General features: G+C 60.3%; 9 protein-coding genes, 1 tRNA gene and 2 rRNA genes. 2 read left to right on the forward strand and 10 right to left on the reverse strand.

Annotated elements, in window-relative coordinates; genetic code table 11:
- The first annotated feature begins 43 nt into the window (after positions 1–43).
- A complete protein-coding gene (locus tag U5817_RS18755) occupies positions 44–2098 on the forward strand; it encodes a site-specific recombinase (protein ID WP_407278407.1) in 2055 nt (684 codons plus the stop codon).
- 64 nt (positions 2099–2162) lie between these two features.
- Positions 2163–2237 (forward strand) — tRNA-Arg (locus U5817_RS18760).
- On the opposite strand, the gene U5817_RS18765 is transcribed toward U5817_RS18760, so the two are convergent.
- The 10 genes from U5817_RS18765 to U5817_RS18810 form a co-directional block, all read right to left on the reverse strand.
- A complete protein-coding gene (locus U5817_RS18765; protein WP_407281102.1) occupies positions 2238–2960 on the reverse strand; it encodes a serine protease in 723 nt (240 codons plus the stop codon).
- Positions 2961–3022: 62 nt separating this feature from the next.
- Positions 3023–3964: a lytic transglycosylase domain-containing protein gene (locus U5817_RS18770; RefSeq protein ID WP_407278408.1), complete on the reverse strand. Its 942-nt coding sequence runs from the start codon at positions 3962–3964 to the stop codon at positions 3023–3025.
- A 65-nt stretch (positions 3965–4029) separates the two neighbouring features.
- Entirely contained in the window at positions 4030–5310 is a 1281-nt protein-coding gene (locus tag U5817_RS18775; protein ID WP_407278409.1) for a nucleotide sugar dehydrogenase, read from the reverse strand.
- Positions 5311–5362: 52 nt separating this feature from the next.
- Positions 5363–8158 carry an XrtA/PEP-CTERM system TPR-repeat protein PrsT gene (prsT, locus tag U5817_RS18780; protein WP_407278410.1) on the reverse strand — a complete coding sequence of 932 codons (2796 nt, stop codon included), beginning with the start codon at positions 8156–8158 and terminating at the stop codon, positions 5363–5365.
- Between the two features lies 1 nt (position 8159).
- Positions 8160–9518 carry a PEP-CTERM-box response regulator transcription factor gene (gene prsR, locus U5817_RS18785; RefSeq protein WP_407278411.1) on the reverse strand — a complete coding sequence of 453 codons (1359 nt, stop codon included), beginning with the start codon at positions 9516–9518 and terminating at the stop codon, positions 8160–8162.
- Entirely contained in the window at positions 9515–11578 is a 2064-nt protein-coding gene (gene prsK, locus U5817_RS18790) for an XrtA/PEP-CTERM system histidine kinase PrsK (RefSeq protein ID WP_407278412.1), read from the reverse strand. Before prsK ends, prsR begins: the two co-directional genes overlap by 4 nt.
- An 80-nt stretch (positions 11579–11658) precedes the next feature.
- Complete coding sequence (locus U5817_RS18795; protein WP_407278413.1) at positions 11659–13044, reverse strand: TIGR03013 family XrtA/PEP-CTERM system glycosyltransferase; 1386 nt, start codon at positions 13042–13044, stop codon at positions 11659–11661.
- 190 nt (positions 13045–13234) lie between these two features.
- A complete protein-coding gene (locus tag U5817_RS18800) occupies positions 13235–14194 on the reverse strand; it encodes an alpha/beta hydrolase (protein WP_407278414.1) in 960 nt (319 codons plus the stop codon).
- 156 nt (positions 14195–14350) lie between these two features.
- Positions 14351–14464: ribosomal RNA gene (rrf, locus tag U5817_RS18805) — 5S ribosomal RNA — on the reverse strand.
- An 83-nt stretch (positions 14465–14547) separates the two neighbouring features.
- Positions 14548–17431: ribosomal RNA gene (locus tag U5817_RS18810) — 23S ribosomal RNA — on the reverse strand.
- Positions 17432–17455: the final 24 nt, after the last annotated feature.

Consider the following 17455-nt stretch of genomic DNA (forward strand, 5'->3'; position numbering starts at 1 on the left):
CACTGCAACATCAGGCGGGTGCGACCACATCAATGGAGACCGGATGGATCGAGTACTGGAACGCCTGGGTGATCCCGATTGCGACGAACTCGCACAATGGAAGGCCCTCGTGGGCGAACTGCGCCCGCCGAGGGCCAGCGACGCCGCGACTGCGGAATCCCGGCTGCGTCAGCTCATCGATACGCTCAAGGTGCGTCCGGACCTGCGCCGGCTGCTGAACATCGCGTTCCGCAGGTTGTTTCGCGAACGCAAGCAGGTCTCGCTCTACGCCTCGTCCGGCCTGCTGCCATCAACCGGTTTTTTCTCCGAAACAGCGCGACGCATCAGCGGACGGCTGCTTCCCGACTACCTCGACACCGCGTACATGAAGGACGTGCTGGCCGTCCTGTTCTGGCGCAGTGACGACGAAGAGTGGGTCAATGCCATCGCCGACGAACTGTGGTGCGAGCTGATCCGCACTGTCCTCGAAGACGAGACGCCCGCTTCGGAAACCGACAGCCGCGCACTGCCCGACGCGATCACCGAAATCCTCGAGGCCCTCCGCGTGCTTTCCTACCACGCCAGCGCCATCGGCCTCGATCCCGAGTTCATCCGCATCGACCCGGAACTGGAAGAGCACGAATCGGCCTTTCTCGCACAGAACGCGGAACTTGTGGCTTACATCCGCAATTACGCGCAATGGTGGGAAACATCGACCACGCTCGTGGAGGACGAGCGCCACGTCCAGGTCATGCTCGACCAGTGCGAGGAAGCACTGCAGCGCATACGCCGGCGCGCAGCCAAACTCGGCACGAGCCTCACCCTGACCTTCAAGCTAGAACGCCTGCACCAGCACCTCCGGCGCATCGGCCGCCTTCTGCGGCTCCTGTCAGGGCTGCGGCAACGCCGAATGTTTGCCGATGTTGCCCCGGAGATTGTCGACCTGTTCAAGGAGCTCGTCCGCTCGGAGTGCCGCAAACACCGCCTCTCCGACTATCTGGGCAAGAACGTGGAGCTGCTGTCGCTGCGCATGACCGAGAGTGCAGGCAAGACCGGTGAGCGCTACATCACGACCACACGCCGGGAGTACTTCGGGATACTGGGATCCGCTGCGCTCGGCGGACTGATCATCGCATGCATGGCCGCCTTCAAGCTCGTGCTCGCGAAACAGGGGCACGCACCGCTCACATCCGCGCTGAGCTTCTGCCTCAACTACGGCATCGGCTTCGTGATCATCCACATCATCGGCGGCACGGTAGCGACCAAACAGCCAGCCATGACGGCCAACGCGATCGCAGCATCGATCGGCGAGACGCAAGGAAAGAGCCGGGACCTCCACAATCTGGTCGAACTGATCGCGCGGACCGTGCGCAGCCAGCTCGCAGCGATTGTGGGCAACGTCGGCGTGGCGGTCCCCGCCGCGACGGCGATCGCACTCATTGTTCATGCCACCGGCGGCGACCACTTCGTATCGCCGGAAAAGGCGCTCGGATTGCTGAATGAGATCGACCCGGCGGGGGGCGCCGTGTTCTTCGCTGCAATCGCCGGCGTCTGCCTCTTCCTCTCCGGCCTCATCGCCGGCTATTACGACAATCTCTGCGCCTATGCCCGCATTCCCGAGCGTCTCCTCCAACTGCGCTGGCTGCACCGCCTCCTCGGGGCAGCGCGCATGGAACGCGTAGCCCGCTACGTAGAAAACAACCTCGGCGCACTCGCGGGCAACTTCTTCTTCGGTTTCCTGCTCGGCGGCGTGACGGCACTTGGCGTACTGTTCGGCCTGCCTCTCGACATCCGCCACATCGCCTTCTCGTCCGCGTACGTCGGATTTGCCGGCGCAGGCCTCGATTTCGCCCCGGGTTGGCAAGCCGCCGCGCTCGCCGCAAGTGGCATCGCCCTGATCGGCCTCACCAACCTGGGCGTGAGCTTCTCACTCACCCTGTACGTAGCAATGCGGGCGCGGCGGATCACCTTCGCCCAAGGGCGTACCCTCGTGTGGATGACACTACGACACTTCCTCGCCCACCCCCGCGATTTCCTCCTTCCGCCGCGCAACGACCGCACCCACGTGACGAGCGGGCGCGATGCCGAACCGCAGTCGCATAGCGCAATTGATCCCTGAGGAATCACGTCGCTCACGCGCCGCGCTTGGTGCGCGACGCGCAACCAGATAGAATTGCGCGCCTCTCCCTGTAGTTCAATGGATAGAACGAGCGCCTCCTAAGCGCTAGATGTGGGTTCGATTCCCGCCGGGGGGACCATCACCGAACATCCAGCAGCAAGGCGCGAAGATGGGAAACCGGAATTGCATAAGTGATTCCGGACGGGGCGCTCAAGGCGTTCTCCTTCGTACCCTTCACGAAGACCATATTGACGATCCCCAGCACCTCACCGCTATCCGGATCGAAGACCGGGCTGCCGCTATTGCCCGGGTATGCCGTTGCATCCAGCTGATAGACGCGAAACGAGTCCCCGGCGAGTCGACGAATCAACGCAGGATTGAGCTGGCCGGAATTCGCCTGCGGGATGCCGATCGGCGTCACCGCCGCGACGATACCCCGGTGCGTGACCGGCGTGAACCCCAGTGCGCTGCCGATCGGAAATCCCGTGAATGCGATCGATCGACCCTCGGCGACGAAGCTCCCGTCGGCGAGCGGCAAGACGGGCAAGGGCTCGCCATCGAGCCGCAGTAGGGCAAGGTCGGCATTCGGGTCGGCCGCCACCTTCGCAGCCTTACGAATAGAGCCTTGGGGAGCACCGGGTACGACAATTACCAGGGACTCGAGCTGATCGTCCGCGAGGGGCACCGACACGACATGTGCGTTGGTCGCGACCATACGGCCGCTTCCAACCGCAAACCCCGTACCAAGGAATCGAAATTGCGGCGAACGGGTCCGCTGAAACGTTCCGACAGCGACTACCGAGGGTTTCACCCGCGGCAGGACATCGACAAGATCCGCCGCCGCCAGGCGCGGAAAAAGGATTGTAGCGGAGAGCGCAGAAAGCCACGCGCACGCACTGGGCCACGCCGGACCGAAAACTCGTGTCACGAGCCTCCCCCGCGTTCGCTGACGAGCTGCAGGGCGGGAGCGACGGGACTCGGCTCCGTGACACGGCTGTCGTATGCATGCTTGCGCCGCTGCATGAATGCAAGGATGCGCGCAACGTAGGCCTGCGTTTCAGCGTAAGGCGGCACCCCTCGATAACGCTCGACGGCACGCTCGCCGGCGTTGTATCCCGCTGCAGCAAGCGCAATATCCCCGCGAAAATAAGCCAGCAGCCAGCGCAGATACGCAAGGCCACCCCGAATATTCTCCTCGGGGTCGAAGGGTTTGCGCACGTTGAAGCGCGCCGCGGTGTCCGGGATCAGCTGCATCACCCCCATCGCATTCTTCGGCGAGACAGCGTCCGCGTCGAGGTTGGACTCGGTCAGCGCAATCGCGAGCGCGAGTCTCGGGCTGATCGCGTATTCGGCAGAAAGATCGACCACGAGTCGCGCGAGTTGCTTGCGCTGCGTCGACAGTGCGGCGATGTGCGCTTCCGCGCTCCATCCCGGATCGGGCGACGCGTCGGGAGGAGGTTGCAGGCAGTCAGGCACGGCCCCAACGTAGTCGCCGGTGTAGCGGCGCATCCGATCGGCCTGCGGGTGCCCGAAGAATGCCGCCATTGCGAACAATGTTCCGGCGTAGGCGTCATTGCGCGCGAGACCCCGCCCATTGGCGTACATCCAGCCCAGCGAATACATGGCCTCCGTGTTGCCCAGACGCGCAGATTCGCAGTACAACGCAGCAGCCCTTGCCGGCTCGCGTTCCACCCCCTCACCATGCTCGTGGGCCACCGCCAGTTCCGCCAGGTAACGCGCATGATCGACGAAGACTGCCTCGAGCACAGCCCCCTCGGGCGCGCCGGGCTCATCCTTTGCGGCAATCGACACCAGCGACTCGCTGGCAAGCAGTGCGGCCACCAACAGATGAAGGCTTCGGCTCACATGCAGTCCTCGTCCCATCATGGACTCCGGCATCGCACACCGCTGGCGTGTGGCGATCCCGCTCGCTAAAGGCGCCAGACGGTGACCCCGGACGCAGTCAATGCATCGTGGTCATACGCGGATTTCACATCGACGAAAATACCGTTGGGCAACAACTTGTCGGTGATATTGACGAGCGGCATTTCCAGGTACGCCTTGTGCGAAACGGCAGCAACGACAGCCGTCGCGCGCGGCAGATCGTCCCAGGGCAGCAGGGCTTCACCGTATTCATGCTCGGCGTCCGACGGTGCCGCAACGGCATCGTGGACGTGCACCCGGCAGCCAAAACTGCGCAACTCCCGGATCACATCGATGACCTTGCTGTTGCGAAGGTCAGGACAGTTTTCCTTGAACGTGAGCCCCATGACGACGACATCGCAGCCACGCACCGCATGCCCCGCCTGGATCATCTGCTTGACGGTCTGCTCGGCAACGTACTTGCCCATTCCGTCATTGATGCGCCGTCCAGCCAGGACCACATCCGAGTGGTAACCGAGCATTTCCGCCTTGTACGTCAGGTAGTAGGGGTCGACGCCGATGCAATGCCCACCGACGAGGCCCGGACGGAACGGCAGGAAGTTCCACTTCGTCCCTGCCGCTTCGAGCACCTCGAGCGTGTCGATGCCGATCTTGTGAAAGATCACCGCCAATTCGTTCATCAACGCGATGTTGAGATCCCGCTGCGTGTTCTCGATCACTTTTGCTGCCTCTGCGACCTTGATCGAACTTGCAGCATAGACCCCGGCGGAAATGATCGCCCCATAGACCTCGGCAACCTTCGCCAGCGTCGCGGGAGTATCGCCCGAGACCACCTTGACGATCCTGGTGACCGTCCGCTCCTTGTCCCCCGGATTGATCCGCTCCGGCGAGTAACCGACGAAAAAATCCTCCTTCCACTTCAGGCCCGATTCACGCTCCATGATCGGGATGCAGACTTCCTCGGTTGCGCCGGGATACACCGTCGACTCGAAGACCACGATCGCCCCCCGCTTCAGGTTCTGCCCGACGATCCGCGATGCACCGACCAATGGAGAAAAATCCGGCTGGTGCGCCTCGCCCACCGGCGTTGGTACCGCAACCACTACGAAATCCGCTTCGGCAATCACGCCCGCATCCGTATGGCACGAGAGCATCGTCGCAGCCCGCAAGGCTTCCCCTGAAACCTCTCCGGTCGGATCGTAGTGATCACGGTACGCAGCGACCTTGCGGGCGGAAAGATCAAATCCCAGGGTCTTGAACTTCCTGCCGAACTCAACGGCAAGCGGCAGGCCGACATAGCCCAGGCCGATAACAGCTACCGTAGTCATGATTACCCTCTTTCGAATCAAGAAATTGGCATGAGCCGAGGACTCGGCGCGATCACAACTTCTCTCGCATCGCGGTCACCTCGGCCCGAAGCGGACTATTCTGGGGCAGCGCCTCTAACAACGCATCGACCTCCTTCGTCGCATCCTCCCTCCGACCAAGCGTCACGTAAGCCTTCGCCAAGCTTAGACGCAGGGCTGGCGCGGCGGGAGCGAGGGAGACAGCCTTGCGGATATTCTCGATCCCCTTTTCGGTCTGACCGCTCTTGATCTGCAGCACGCCAAGCGTGTCCAGAATGGCGGGATTCTCCGGAGCCAACGTGACCGCCCGCTCAGCCAGGACTACGGCTTTAGGATCGCCACGCAGGCCCGCGATCCATGCCAGATTATTCAGGACCTGTGGCGTGTCGGGCCTAATCTCGTCAATCTTTCGGTACAGGCGGTCGGCCTCTTCCAGCTTACGTTCCCCAAGGGCTCGCTCGGCGAGGTAAGTGTGCACTCTCAGGTCCTTGGGCTTATGGCGTAACCATTCCGCAATAGTCTTTTCCGCATCAGCAGCCCGACCGGCCAGGATCTGCGCACTGTGCAATTTGATCACTGTCTCGGTTGCCCGCCTCACGTCCAACGACTTGCGAAAGGCCGTAACGGCCGATGCATAGTCCTTCGCAAGTAGGTAAAGATCGCCTTCCAGATTCCATCCTGCCGGCGATTTAGGCTTCTGTTTCTGGACCATGCGGGCAATCCCGATCGCATCAGGCAATCGTTTCGTCGCGGCTAGCAACGCGGCAAGTCGCTGCTGCGCCTCAAGCAGATCCTGTTTCAGGCCAAGCGCCCGTCGCAAAGTTTGCTCCGCGGCAGCGGAATCCTTCGCCAGCTGTTGTGCATCCGCAAGATGGATCAGCGGAGCCGGCAACTTCGGCTGCAGTCCCGCCTGCTTGCTGAACGCAGCGATTGCCTGCTGGTGGTCACCGGCGAGCAGCTGGGCGCGCCCCATCATTTCGTGTGCTCGTGGATCATCGGGGTGGGCGGCGATGACTTCCTGCACGATCGAAATCGCCTTCTTCGCATCCCGCTGCCCCAGAGCCTCCGCAGCGAGGGCCAGCTTCGGGGTCGCTTCCCCGGGCATTGCACGGCTCGCGCGCTCGAGCGTGGCACGCACCTTGTCCGGCGCTGCACCGGTCGCCTTCTGCAGATTTGCCAGCAGAAGGGAAGCCGCTACGTTATCCGGATGCTTGGCAACGATCCCCTCGACACGCTCCAGCGCCTCCGCGGGCTTCCTTTCCGCGAGGTCTATCCGCGCAAGGTTGACTGCTGCGGGCAGGTAATCGCTCTTGAGCGACAGCGCCTTCTCGAACGAGAGCCTTGCACCAGCCAGATCCCTTCGTGCGAGAGCGATTCCGCCCTGCAACATGTATGTACGGGGATCATCCGGACGTTTTTCCTCGAGCCGCCGCTGCGCCGCCGCAGCCTTGTCGATTTCGCCCTGCCGCAAATGCACCATCACCAGCGCAAAGTCCGCCGCTCCGGAACTCCCCTCGAGCGTCGAGGCCGTTTCAAGATCGCTCAGACCGGCCGCCGAATCTCCGTCGAGCAGGCGCGCCACACCCAGCTGGGTGCGTGCCAGCTCGTCGGACGGCCGCACTGCAACGAGCCGCTCATACGTGTCCGCGGCCGCGTCCAGTTTGCCCTGCGCCAGCTGAATGCGCGCTGCCAATTGCAGGCTCCCCGCGTCCGGATTCTTTTCGGAAAGCAGCGGCTTGAGCGTATCCATCGCCTTCTGGGGGTCGCCTGCGCCGAATTCCAGGCGAGCAAGCCCGACCCGGGCAGTTCTGTTCTGGGGCGTACGCCCAACCACCATCGCCAGATGCTCGCGGGCAAGGACATGCTCGTTCAGGCTGGCGTGGATCAAACCTGCCAGCATGCGCCCGGGCAGGTATTCCGGTGCCAGCCGGACGGTTTCGGCAATGTGCTCGCGGGCCGAAGCCGTCTTGCTGCTGCGAAAGTCATGGAGCGCAAACAGATAGTGAGTGAGCGGGTGCTTGGGCGCGACCTTCTCCATGGCAGCAAGCCGCTCGGCCGCTTCACTCATGTCACCGCGTTCGAGCAAGAGCGAGATCAGGGCAAAATGATAAGCAACGGACGACGGACGCCCCTTCACCGCCTCACGCAGCGCAGCAAGCCCCTCGTCGACCTGCTTGCGGGAAAGCAACACGTTTGCGCGCAGAGCGTGGGCATCGCCCGCCTCCTCCCCTGCAGCACCCCGCGCCAACACAGCCTCGGCCTCGGCAAACGCCCCGTCGACATCTCCGGTCAGATATTTCATGCGACCGAAGCCGATCCGTGCAGGAACGTCATCCGCATTCGACTTCAACGCCAACTCGAACGCCTCGCGCGCCTTGGAAGGATCCTTGCGCTCGAGATAGGCATCCCCGATGCTCGCCCACAGTCGGGCGTTCGCCACCGGATCCTGGAGCTCGGTAGCCGCGAATTCCTTGATGACCTGGTCGAACTGCCCCATCTGCACCATCGCGCGCGCCAGCAGAGGACTTACCTGTTCGACCGAAACACCCAACTCGATCGCACGCCGAAACTCCTTCTCAGCGGCAACAGGATTCCCCTGCCTGAGATTCACGTCGCCGAGCAGGTAACGTGCTTCGGCGAGTTTCGGGTTTTCCTGCAAGGCATTCTTGAGCTGAATGCTCGCGGCCTGGAGATCGCTCTTGGCAAGATAATCGCGCGCAGAACCCACCATGGAATCGGGGCTCGCACCGCAACCGGCAATCAAACCCGAAATGACGAGGGCCAGCGCAATTCGCCGTTTGGACCTCCGGAACACGATCGGACGGGACACGTCAACTCTCCTTCTTGAATCCAAAACGGTTCATCAAGTCGTACAAGGAGGGCCTGCTGATCCCTAAAAGATCGGCGGCGCGCGCGATATTGCCGTTCGTTCGCGCCAAGGCGCGAATCACCGCCCGTCGCTCAGCCTCATCCCTGACATGACGCAGATTGAGTTCCAGCAGGTCGTTTTCGGCCACATCGAGTCCGAGATCCTCTGCCGTGATCCGGTTCGACTCCGCCATGATTACCGCGCGTTTGAGGCAATTCTCCAATTCACGCACATTTCCCGGCCAGGGATGCAACTCGATTGCCGCAAGCGCGTCCTCGCCGAGATGCATGGCCCCGCGGCCGTTTTCCTTCGCAAAGCGCTGCACGAACGCATGTGCCAGCAGCACGGCATCACCATCGCGCTCCCGCAAGGGCGGGATGTCGATAACGATTTCGGCGAGCCGATAGTAAAGATCCTCGCGAAAGAGACCCGCCTGAATTTGCGCCTTCAAGTCCCTGTGCGTTGCACATATCACACGCACATCGACCGGAATCTCCTCACGCCCACCGATGCGCTCGACCACTCTTTCCTGCAGGAAACGGAGCAGTTTCGCCTGCAGGGCCATCGGTAAATCACCAATTTCGTCGAGAAAGAAAGTCCCCTTGTGCGCGGTTTCGATCTTTCCCGGGGTCAGCTTGCCCGCCCCGGTGAACGCCCCCTTCTCATAACCAAACAACTCGCTTTCCAGCAGATTCTCCGGAATCGCCGCACAGTTGATCGCAAGGAAGCGTTCCTTGGAACGCGATGACAGCGCGTGCAAGGCGCGCGCCAGAATCTCCTTTCCTGTCCCGCTTGCGCCAAGCAACGCCACGGTGACATTTGCCGACGCCACCCTCTCCACGGTCCGGCATACCTTCAACATACCGGGATCCCGGGTGATGACGCCGGAAAGCGGGCTGGACTGTTGCGCCTGAAGACGATGATTCTCTGCCTGCAAATCATGCAGCCGAAACGCGCGATCAATCGTCAGCGCGAGCAGTTCCGGTTCAAAGGGTTTTCCGAAGAAATCATAAGCGCCCATTGCCACGGCCCGCACCGCGTTCTCACGATCATGCTGCCCGGTCAGGACGATCACCTTCGTCTCCGGCGCCAGCATGAGCATCTCCCCAAGAAGCCGGAAACCTTCACCGACGTCATCCGGACTTGGCGGCAAGCCCAGGTCCATTGTTACCACCGCGGGCTCATACCGCCGCAACTGGGCGAGCGCGCTCTCCCTGTCATCGGCGACAACGGTTTCGAACGAATCGAACGCCCACCGCATCTGCTTCTGCAGCGCGGGATCATCCTCCACAACCAGAAGCGTTCGTCTCTTGTCGTTCATGATCCCTGAGTCATCACCGCGCTCTTCATGTCATCCCGCGCTTCGCGGGCGACCATCGGCAGCGTGATCGAGACACGAGTTCCCATCCCGGGCTCGCTATCGACCGCAATGCTGCCCCCGATTTCACGAATGTATTGCTGAGCCTCGAATGCACCGATCCCCATACCTCCCGTCTTGCTGGTCTGGAAGGGGCGGAACAGCTGCTCGCGGATGAATTCCCTCGTCATTCCACAGCCGTTGTCTTCAACGCTCACTACCGCGGCACCGTCACCCGTAGGGTTGATGCTTACTGCCACCCTACCATCGTCTCGCGTCGCCTCAAGCGCATTCTGCAACACATGGCCAATGACACGTTCAAGTCGCTCGGGGTGGGCAATCACCTCGACCATCCCAGCGCCACCAGCCTCGAACTCGATCGACGGACGCTGGTGACGTTTCGCCAGCCTCAGACGTTCGACCAGTGCGCCGATCTCCACGCGCCTCGGCGGATCGATCGAGCGCTTTTCCTGCAACTGCGCCATCAGAGCACGCATCCTCGACTCGACATTCGCCACCGTTTCCAGCATGTCATCCTGGAATGCCGGGTTATGCTTATGTCGTTCCGCGTTCTTCAGCATCAACGAGAGCTGCGCGACAAGATTCTTCAGATCGTGAACAACGAATGCGGACATGCGATTGAACGAATCGAACTTTCTCGATTCGATCAAAGCCTCGACCGCCTGCATGCGTGACAGATAACTTGCTGCCTGCGCCTGCGCCGTCTTCAGCAGATCCAGAACCTCCCAGTTCACGTCGACCGGCGTCCTCGGCGCACTAAGCAGGACGAAACCTACGAGTACGCCCCCGGATTTCAGCGGCAGAACCAGCCATGCACTCGAGATCGCCGACAACCAAGCGGGGAGGTCCAGAGTCGCGTAGTTGTTCGAGCCCGAGCGGTATTCCTCAAGATTGATCACCCACTCGCGCGCCGCGAGAAAGCGACAGAATGAACTGTCTTCCTCCTCCGTCACCGCAATTGCCGGATGATTGAGTCGCGATTGGACGTGATAGCGATTTCCGCCCGACTCCCGAAGCCAAAGCACTCCTCCCGGGCTCTCCACCAGGTCGCACAGCCCCTTGATCACCGATTCACCCAGGTCCAACGCGCCGTCGGCGGAGGATAGCGCCTGGGTAAATCGCAACCACTCGCTCCGATAGTCATAACGGTATGGAAACAGGTGCTTGTTGAGGAAAACACGCAACCTTGCCCGTTGCGCCCCGGACACAAGGAACACGCTCAACAAGAGCAGGCCGGCAAAGAACAGGGTCAATTGGAGGGCACGGCCCCAATCGCCGCCGAAATAACGCACGTAATATCCGGCTGCGGCGATGACGAGAAGATAGACCCCCGACAACGCCAAGGCCGTCGAATGAAACACTGCGTCCCGCGAGACCGTTATGCGCAGCGCCCAGTCAGGATTGCGACCAGCGGACACTGCGATCAGCGGTAGCGTCATCGCGTGAGCGATGCCCCGCACTGCCCATACGTCCGCATCGAGTTGGCCGAACAGGAAGCCATCCGCGAAAAGGTACAACTCGAAGATGTACCCGGCCGAAAGCGCCAGACACAGCGGCTTCAATGCCCAACGCGAATCCGGCGGCACCGACCGAAAAAGTTGCTCGACCAGCACCAGGCCCAACACCGCGCCCGCGAGAAAACTGCCCAAGTGCAAGGTGGCCTGCGACAGCAGGCCCAGCCCCAAGCCGACTACACCGAGCAACTGAGCGACCGCCACCACCAACGCAGCGGCAACCGGCCAACGCAGCTCACGTGGGTTGGTCGTCCGCAACAACATGATGACAAACGCCAGCCAGCTGACTTGACGCGCAATGTCACTGGTCCAGGCCAATGCAAGCACCGTCGCAGAGGGACTCCACACGACAAAACCGTTGGCAAGCGCCCACAACGCACTCGCACCGACAGCCAGCAGAAGAGCTCCCCCGCGCGGCTGCTTGCGCCAGCCGAGAAGCAGGTAAATCCAGAACAGCGTGTAGGCACCGCAAGCGATCCCGTACGCCACACCAGCCGACTCTGACAAATCAGTCCCCTGAGCTCACCGTCGTAACGCTTCGGACCTGACGCCGATCTTCCACCGACGAATCAGTGCGCCCCCTCGCATGTCAGGACAACCCGGACCGTCTCGAACAGCACCAGAATATCCAGAGCCAAATTGTGGTTCTTCACGTAGTACAGGTCGTACTGCAACTTCTGCATCGCGTCATCGACCGATGCACCATACTGGTAACGAACCTGAGCCCACCCCGTGATCCCAGGCTTGACGCTGTGACGCACCGAGTAGAACGGAATCTCGCGGGTCAGCTGGTCGACGAAGTACGGACGCTCCGGCCGGGGACCAACCAGGCTCATCTCGCCCGACAGCACGTTCAACAGTTGCGGCAGTTCGTCGATGCGAAAACGCCGGATGACATGACCGACACGCGTGACCCTGTCATCGTCCGACTGCGCCCACCGCGGCGTCCCATCGCCTTCGGCGTCGTGCCTCATGCTTCGGAACTTGATCACTCTGAATATTCGCCCACGCCGCCCCACCCGCTCCTGCCGGTACAACACCGGGCCGCCGTCCTCCAGCAGGATGAGACACGCCGTAACCAGCATGACGGGTAGTGCAAGAATCAACAGGATCGCGCATGCAAACAGATCAAAACACCGCTTGATGGTCCTTCGCGCCACCCCCTGATGAAAGCCTTCACCGTAGATGAGCCAGCTCGCCTTCAGCGAACCGATGGGCACCTGTCCATGGGTGCGCTCGAAGAATGAGGACAGGTCGAGAACCTTGACGCCCCTGAGCTTGCAGTCGAGCAGCTCCCGTATTGGAAGAACCCCTCCTCTGCGCTCACGAACCGCCACGATCACTTCGCTGACATGGAGCCGTCTGACCGTTTCAAGTAGGTTGCCGTCTTCCGCAAGAATCCGTCCGGGATCCACGACAGGCATTTCCTCACCCACCGACCGGTAGAAACCGACGAGATCCCCTCCAACCCCTCGAGCCTCCAGAGAACTCGCAACTGCCTCGGCTTCAGCGCCGGTACCAATAATCAGGACCCGCGGATCAAACGCCGATGCGGCACCCCGTCGGTTCGCCAAACCCCTCATGACAAGCAGCCCGCCCAACAGCAGAACGATGGAAACCTGCGCCGCCTCCGACTGGAAATACCCCCAAGGCAAAATGGCGAACACGGCAAATGCCACGATGACACTGACCACGACCGACACCAGAATGCGGGAGACAGTACTCGGGCCGGCCGCATCCAACGCTCTCGCACGGTAAAGCCCCAATGCCCCATTGAGCAGGATCATCAGCACGGCGAAGAGCATGGCCGATGGAACGACCACCCGCCACTCGACTGGCGTGCCGCGCGCCGGAAGCGCGGTCACAACCAGAACGAGGAGGAACAAGATCGACGCGTCAAACGCGATCTGCTGCAACGCGTGCGACGGCACATATTGCTTGAACACCTTGAACATCGCAGCTCCCCCGCCGCACGGAAGCCCGTCACGCATGCGCGATCACACGGCGCGACAGACCGCCACCCAACCCGTGGTACGTAAGGAAGACTCTAGTGCTTTATGCTTTTCGCCGTTGTTAAACAGGTCACATCGCTCCGAACTCCCCACAGCGCGGACCGGGGGCCCTGCGGCAGCAAGGACCACGACGCTAGTCGGAGACGGCTATCTTCCGAAAGTAGCTGCGAAGCTGCAGCGAGATCCGGTCAACCACCTCATTCGCCTCCGGAAACCATTTCCCCAGGGTAACAAAGCCGTGCACCATGCCCGGAACATCAATATGATGAGCCGCAACCCCCTCCGACCTCGCACGCTCGACCATTGCAATGCCATCATCTCGGAGCGGATCGCACTCAGCCGTCACGACGATCGTAGGCGGGAGCCCCGCAAGAGAAGCGGCCTGCATGGGCGACACTCGCCAATCATGCGCCCCTCCGTCCGGGAGATAACGCTCGAAAAACCAGCTCAGGCTTTCCCGATCCAGGAAATACCCCGACGCGTAGGACTCCCTCGAAGGGCGGCTGCTTTCAATTTCGGTACAAGGATAGATCAGGCACAGGCAGCGCAGCGCCCCTGGGCGCATATCGCGGAGCATCAGCGCCGCTACCAAGGAAAGATTTCCCCCCGCACTGTCCCCGCCCAATCCGAACCGCCCCGGATCCAGGGCAAGTGCATCTGCGTTGGCCTGCGCCCATTCGACAGCAAACAGGGTGTCCTCCATCGCAGCCGGAAAAGGATGCTCCGGCGCAAGCCTGTAATCCACGGACAGGACGGCACATCCCGCCCTATTCGCTATACGCCTGCACAATGAATCATGGCTTTGCACGCTACCGACGCACCACCCACCGCCATGGTAATAGATCAGGAGCGGTAACACGTCGGTCGGGCCGGCCTCAAGCGGTCGATAAAGACGGGCGATAAGGACACTGCCGTCAGGTCGCGACATTGGTAGATCCAGCGTCGACGCGACCGCCTCGGGCTCGCCACCGAACACGAATTGCAGCTTTTCAAACGAATGTCGCGCCTGCTCTACCGTTAATTCATGAAACCGGGGAGCTCCGACCCGATACACCATGTCCAGCAAAGCTTGCGCCTGATCCGTGAGAGCCATTGACTGACACCTGATGACTGAAAACTGATGCGAGTGCCCGCTGCCGGTCGTGGCACCGCCAAAATCGTAGCAGAACGAACAAACACACTAGCGTCCGCCACGTCGTTAACGCAAAAAACCCGCTGACGTGAGGTCAGCGGGTTTTTGGTATGGGTAGTCTGACGATGACCTACTTTCGCACTCACGAAGAGCACTATCATCGGCGCGGTCCTGTTTCACTGTCCTGTTCGGGATGGGAAGGAGTGGTTCCGGGACGCTATGGTCGTCAGACTGTAAGGGGTGACAAAGGGGGAGAAGTGAAGTGTGTGGGGGTGTGATTGTTTAGCGTGTCGTTCGCTGTGATCCAGGGTTATAGGATCAAGCCTCACGGGCAATTAGTATCGGTTAGCTTAACGCATTACTGCGCTTCCACACCCGACCTATCAACGTTGTGGTCTTCAACGACCCTTCAGGGGGCTCGAGGCCCCGGGGAAGTCTCATCTTGAGGCGAGTTTCCCGCTTAGATGCTTTCAGCGGTTATCTCTTCCGTACTTAGCTACCCGGCGATGCGACTGGCGTCACAACCGGTACACCAGGGGTACGTCCACTCCGGTCCTCTCGTACTAGGAGCAGGTCCTCTCAAACTTCCAGCGCCCACGGCAGATAGGGACCAAACTGTCTCACGACGTTTTAAACCCAGCTCACGTACCACTTTAAATGGCGAACAGCCATACCCTTGGGACCGGCTACAGCCCCAGGATGTGATGAGCCGACATCGAGGTGCCAAACTCCGCCGTCGATGTGAACTCTTGGGCGGAATCAGCCTGTTATCCCCAGAGTACCTTTTATCCGTTGAGCGATGGCCCTTCCATACAGAACCACCGGATCACTATGACCTGCTTTCGCACCTGCTCGACTTGTCGGTCTCGCAGTCAAGCCGCCTTTTGCCATTGCACTATCAGTACGATGTCCGACCGTACCTAGGCGACCTTCGTACTCCTCCGTTACCTTTTAGGAGGAGACCGCCCCAGTCAAACTGCCTGCCATGCACGGTCCCCGACCCGGATTCACGGGCCCAGGTTAGAACCTCAACGACACCAGGGTGGTATTTCAAGGTTGGCTCCACGGCAACTGGCGTCACCGCTTCAAAGCCTCCCACCTATCCTACACAAGTCCCGTCAAAGTCCAATGCAAAGCTACAGTAAAGGTTCATGGGGTCTTTCCGTCTAGCCGCGGGTAGATTGCATCTTCACAAACATTTCAACTTCGCTGAGTCTCAGGAGGAGACAGTGTGGCCATCGTTACGCCATTCGTGCAGGTCGGAACTTACCCGACAAGGAATTTCGCTACCTTAGGACCGTTATAGTTACGGCCGCCGTTTACCGGGGCTTCGATCAAGAGCTTGCACCCCATCACTTAACCTTCCGGCACCGGGCAGGCGTCACACCCTATACGTCCACTTTCGTGTTTGCAGAGTGCTGTGTTTTTAATAAACAGTCGCAGCCACCGATTCTCTGCGGCCCCTTCGCCCTTCGGATGTACTCCTACAAGCTAGTGGGGCATACCTTCTCCCGAAGTTACGGTATCAATTTGCCGAGTTCCTTCTCCTGAGTTCTCTCAAGCGCCTTAGAATTTTCTTCCTGCCCACCTGTGTCGGTTTGCGGTACGGTCGATTTTAGACTGAAGCTTAGAGGCTTTTCCTGGAAGCATGGTATCAATCACTTCGGGCTCAAAGAGCCCTCGTCATCACGCCTTGGCTCAGCCCCGCGGATTTGCCTACGGGGCACGCCTACACGCTTAAACCGGGACGTCCAACACCCGGCTGACCTAACCTTCTCCGTCCCCCCATCGCATCTAAAACCGGTACGGGAATATTGACCCGTTTCCCATCGACTACGCATTTCTGCCTCGCCTTAGGGGCCGACTCACCCTGCGTCGATGAACGTTGCGCAGGAAACCTTGGGCTTTCGGCGAGGGTGCTTTTCACACCCTTTATCGCTACTCATGTCAGCATTCGCACTTCCGATACCTCCAGCATCCCTCTCGAGACACCTTCGCAGGCTTACGGAACGCTCCCCTACCATCTCTTTCGAGATCCGCAGCTTCGGTTCATGGCTTGAGCCCCGTTACATCTTCCGCGCAGGACGACTCGACTAGTGAGCTATTACGCTTTCTTTAAAGGGTGGCTGCTTCTAAGCCAACCTCCTAGCTGTCTATGCCTTCCCACTTCGTTTCCCACTTAGCCATGTATTTGGGACCTTAGCTGGCGGTCTGGGTTGTTTCCCTCTTGTCCCAGGACGTTAGCACCCCAGGACTGTCTGCCGTATATCACTTTGCGGTATTCGGAGTTTGCTATCGCGGGGTAGATCGCAGTGACCCCCCCAACGATTACAGTGCTCTACCCCCGCAAGTGTCCGTACGACGCACTACCTAAATAGTTTTCGGGGAGAACCAGCTATTTCCGGATTTGTTTAGCCTTTCACCCCTATCCACAGCTCATCCCCTAATTTTTCAACATTAGTGGGTTCGGACCTCCAGTACCTGTTACGGCACCTTCATCCTGGCCATGGATAGATCATCCGGTTTCGGGTCTACGCCCAGCAACTATGTCGCCCTTATCAGACTCGGTTTCCCTACGCCTCCCCTATTCGGTTAAGCTCGCTACTGAACGTAAGTCGCTGACCCATTATACAAAAGGTACGCAGTCACCCCACAAGGAGGCTCCCACTGTTTGTATGCATGCGGTTTCAGGATCTATTTCACTCCCCTCCCGGGGTTCTTTTCGCCTTTCCCTCACGGTACTGGTTCACTATCGGTCGATCACGAGTATTTAGCCTTGGAGGATGGTCCCCCCATCTTCAGACAGGATTTCTCGTGTCCCGCCCTACTTGTCGCACGCTCAGACCCGCCACCTACTTTTCGCATACGGGACTATCACCCTGTATCGTCGGACTTTCCAGACCGTTCTGCTAAGTAAATGGTTTAGTCGTGCAGGCTACTCCCCGTTCGCTCGCCACTACTTGGGGAATCTCGGTTGATTTCTGTTCCTGCGGCTACTTAGATGTTTCAGTTCGCCGCGTTCGCCTCCTCTGGCCTATGTATTCAGCCAGGGATACTCCATAAGGAGTGGGTTTCCCCATTCGGACATCGGGGGATCAAAGCTCCATTGCCAGCTCCCCCCCGCTTTTCGCAGGCTTGCACGTCCTTCATCGCCTGTGATCGCCAAGGCATCCACCACATGCACTTAGTCGCTTGATCCTATAACCCTGGACCCTGTCGCCA

The sequence above is a fragment of the Aromatoleum evansii genome, from assembly GCF_045689615.1.
Lineage (GTDB): Bacteria > Pseudomonadota > Gammaproteobacteria > Burkholderiales > Rhodocyclaceae > Aromatoleum > Aromatoleum evansii.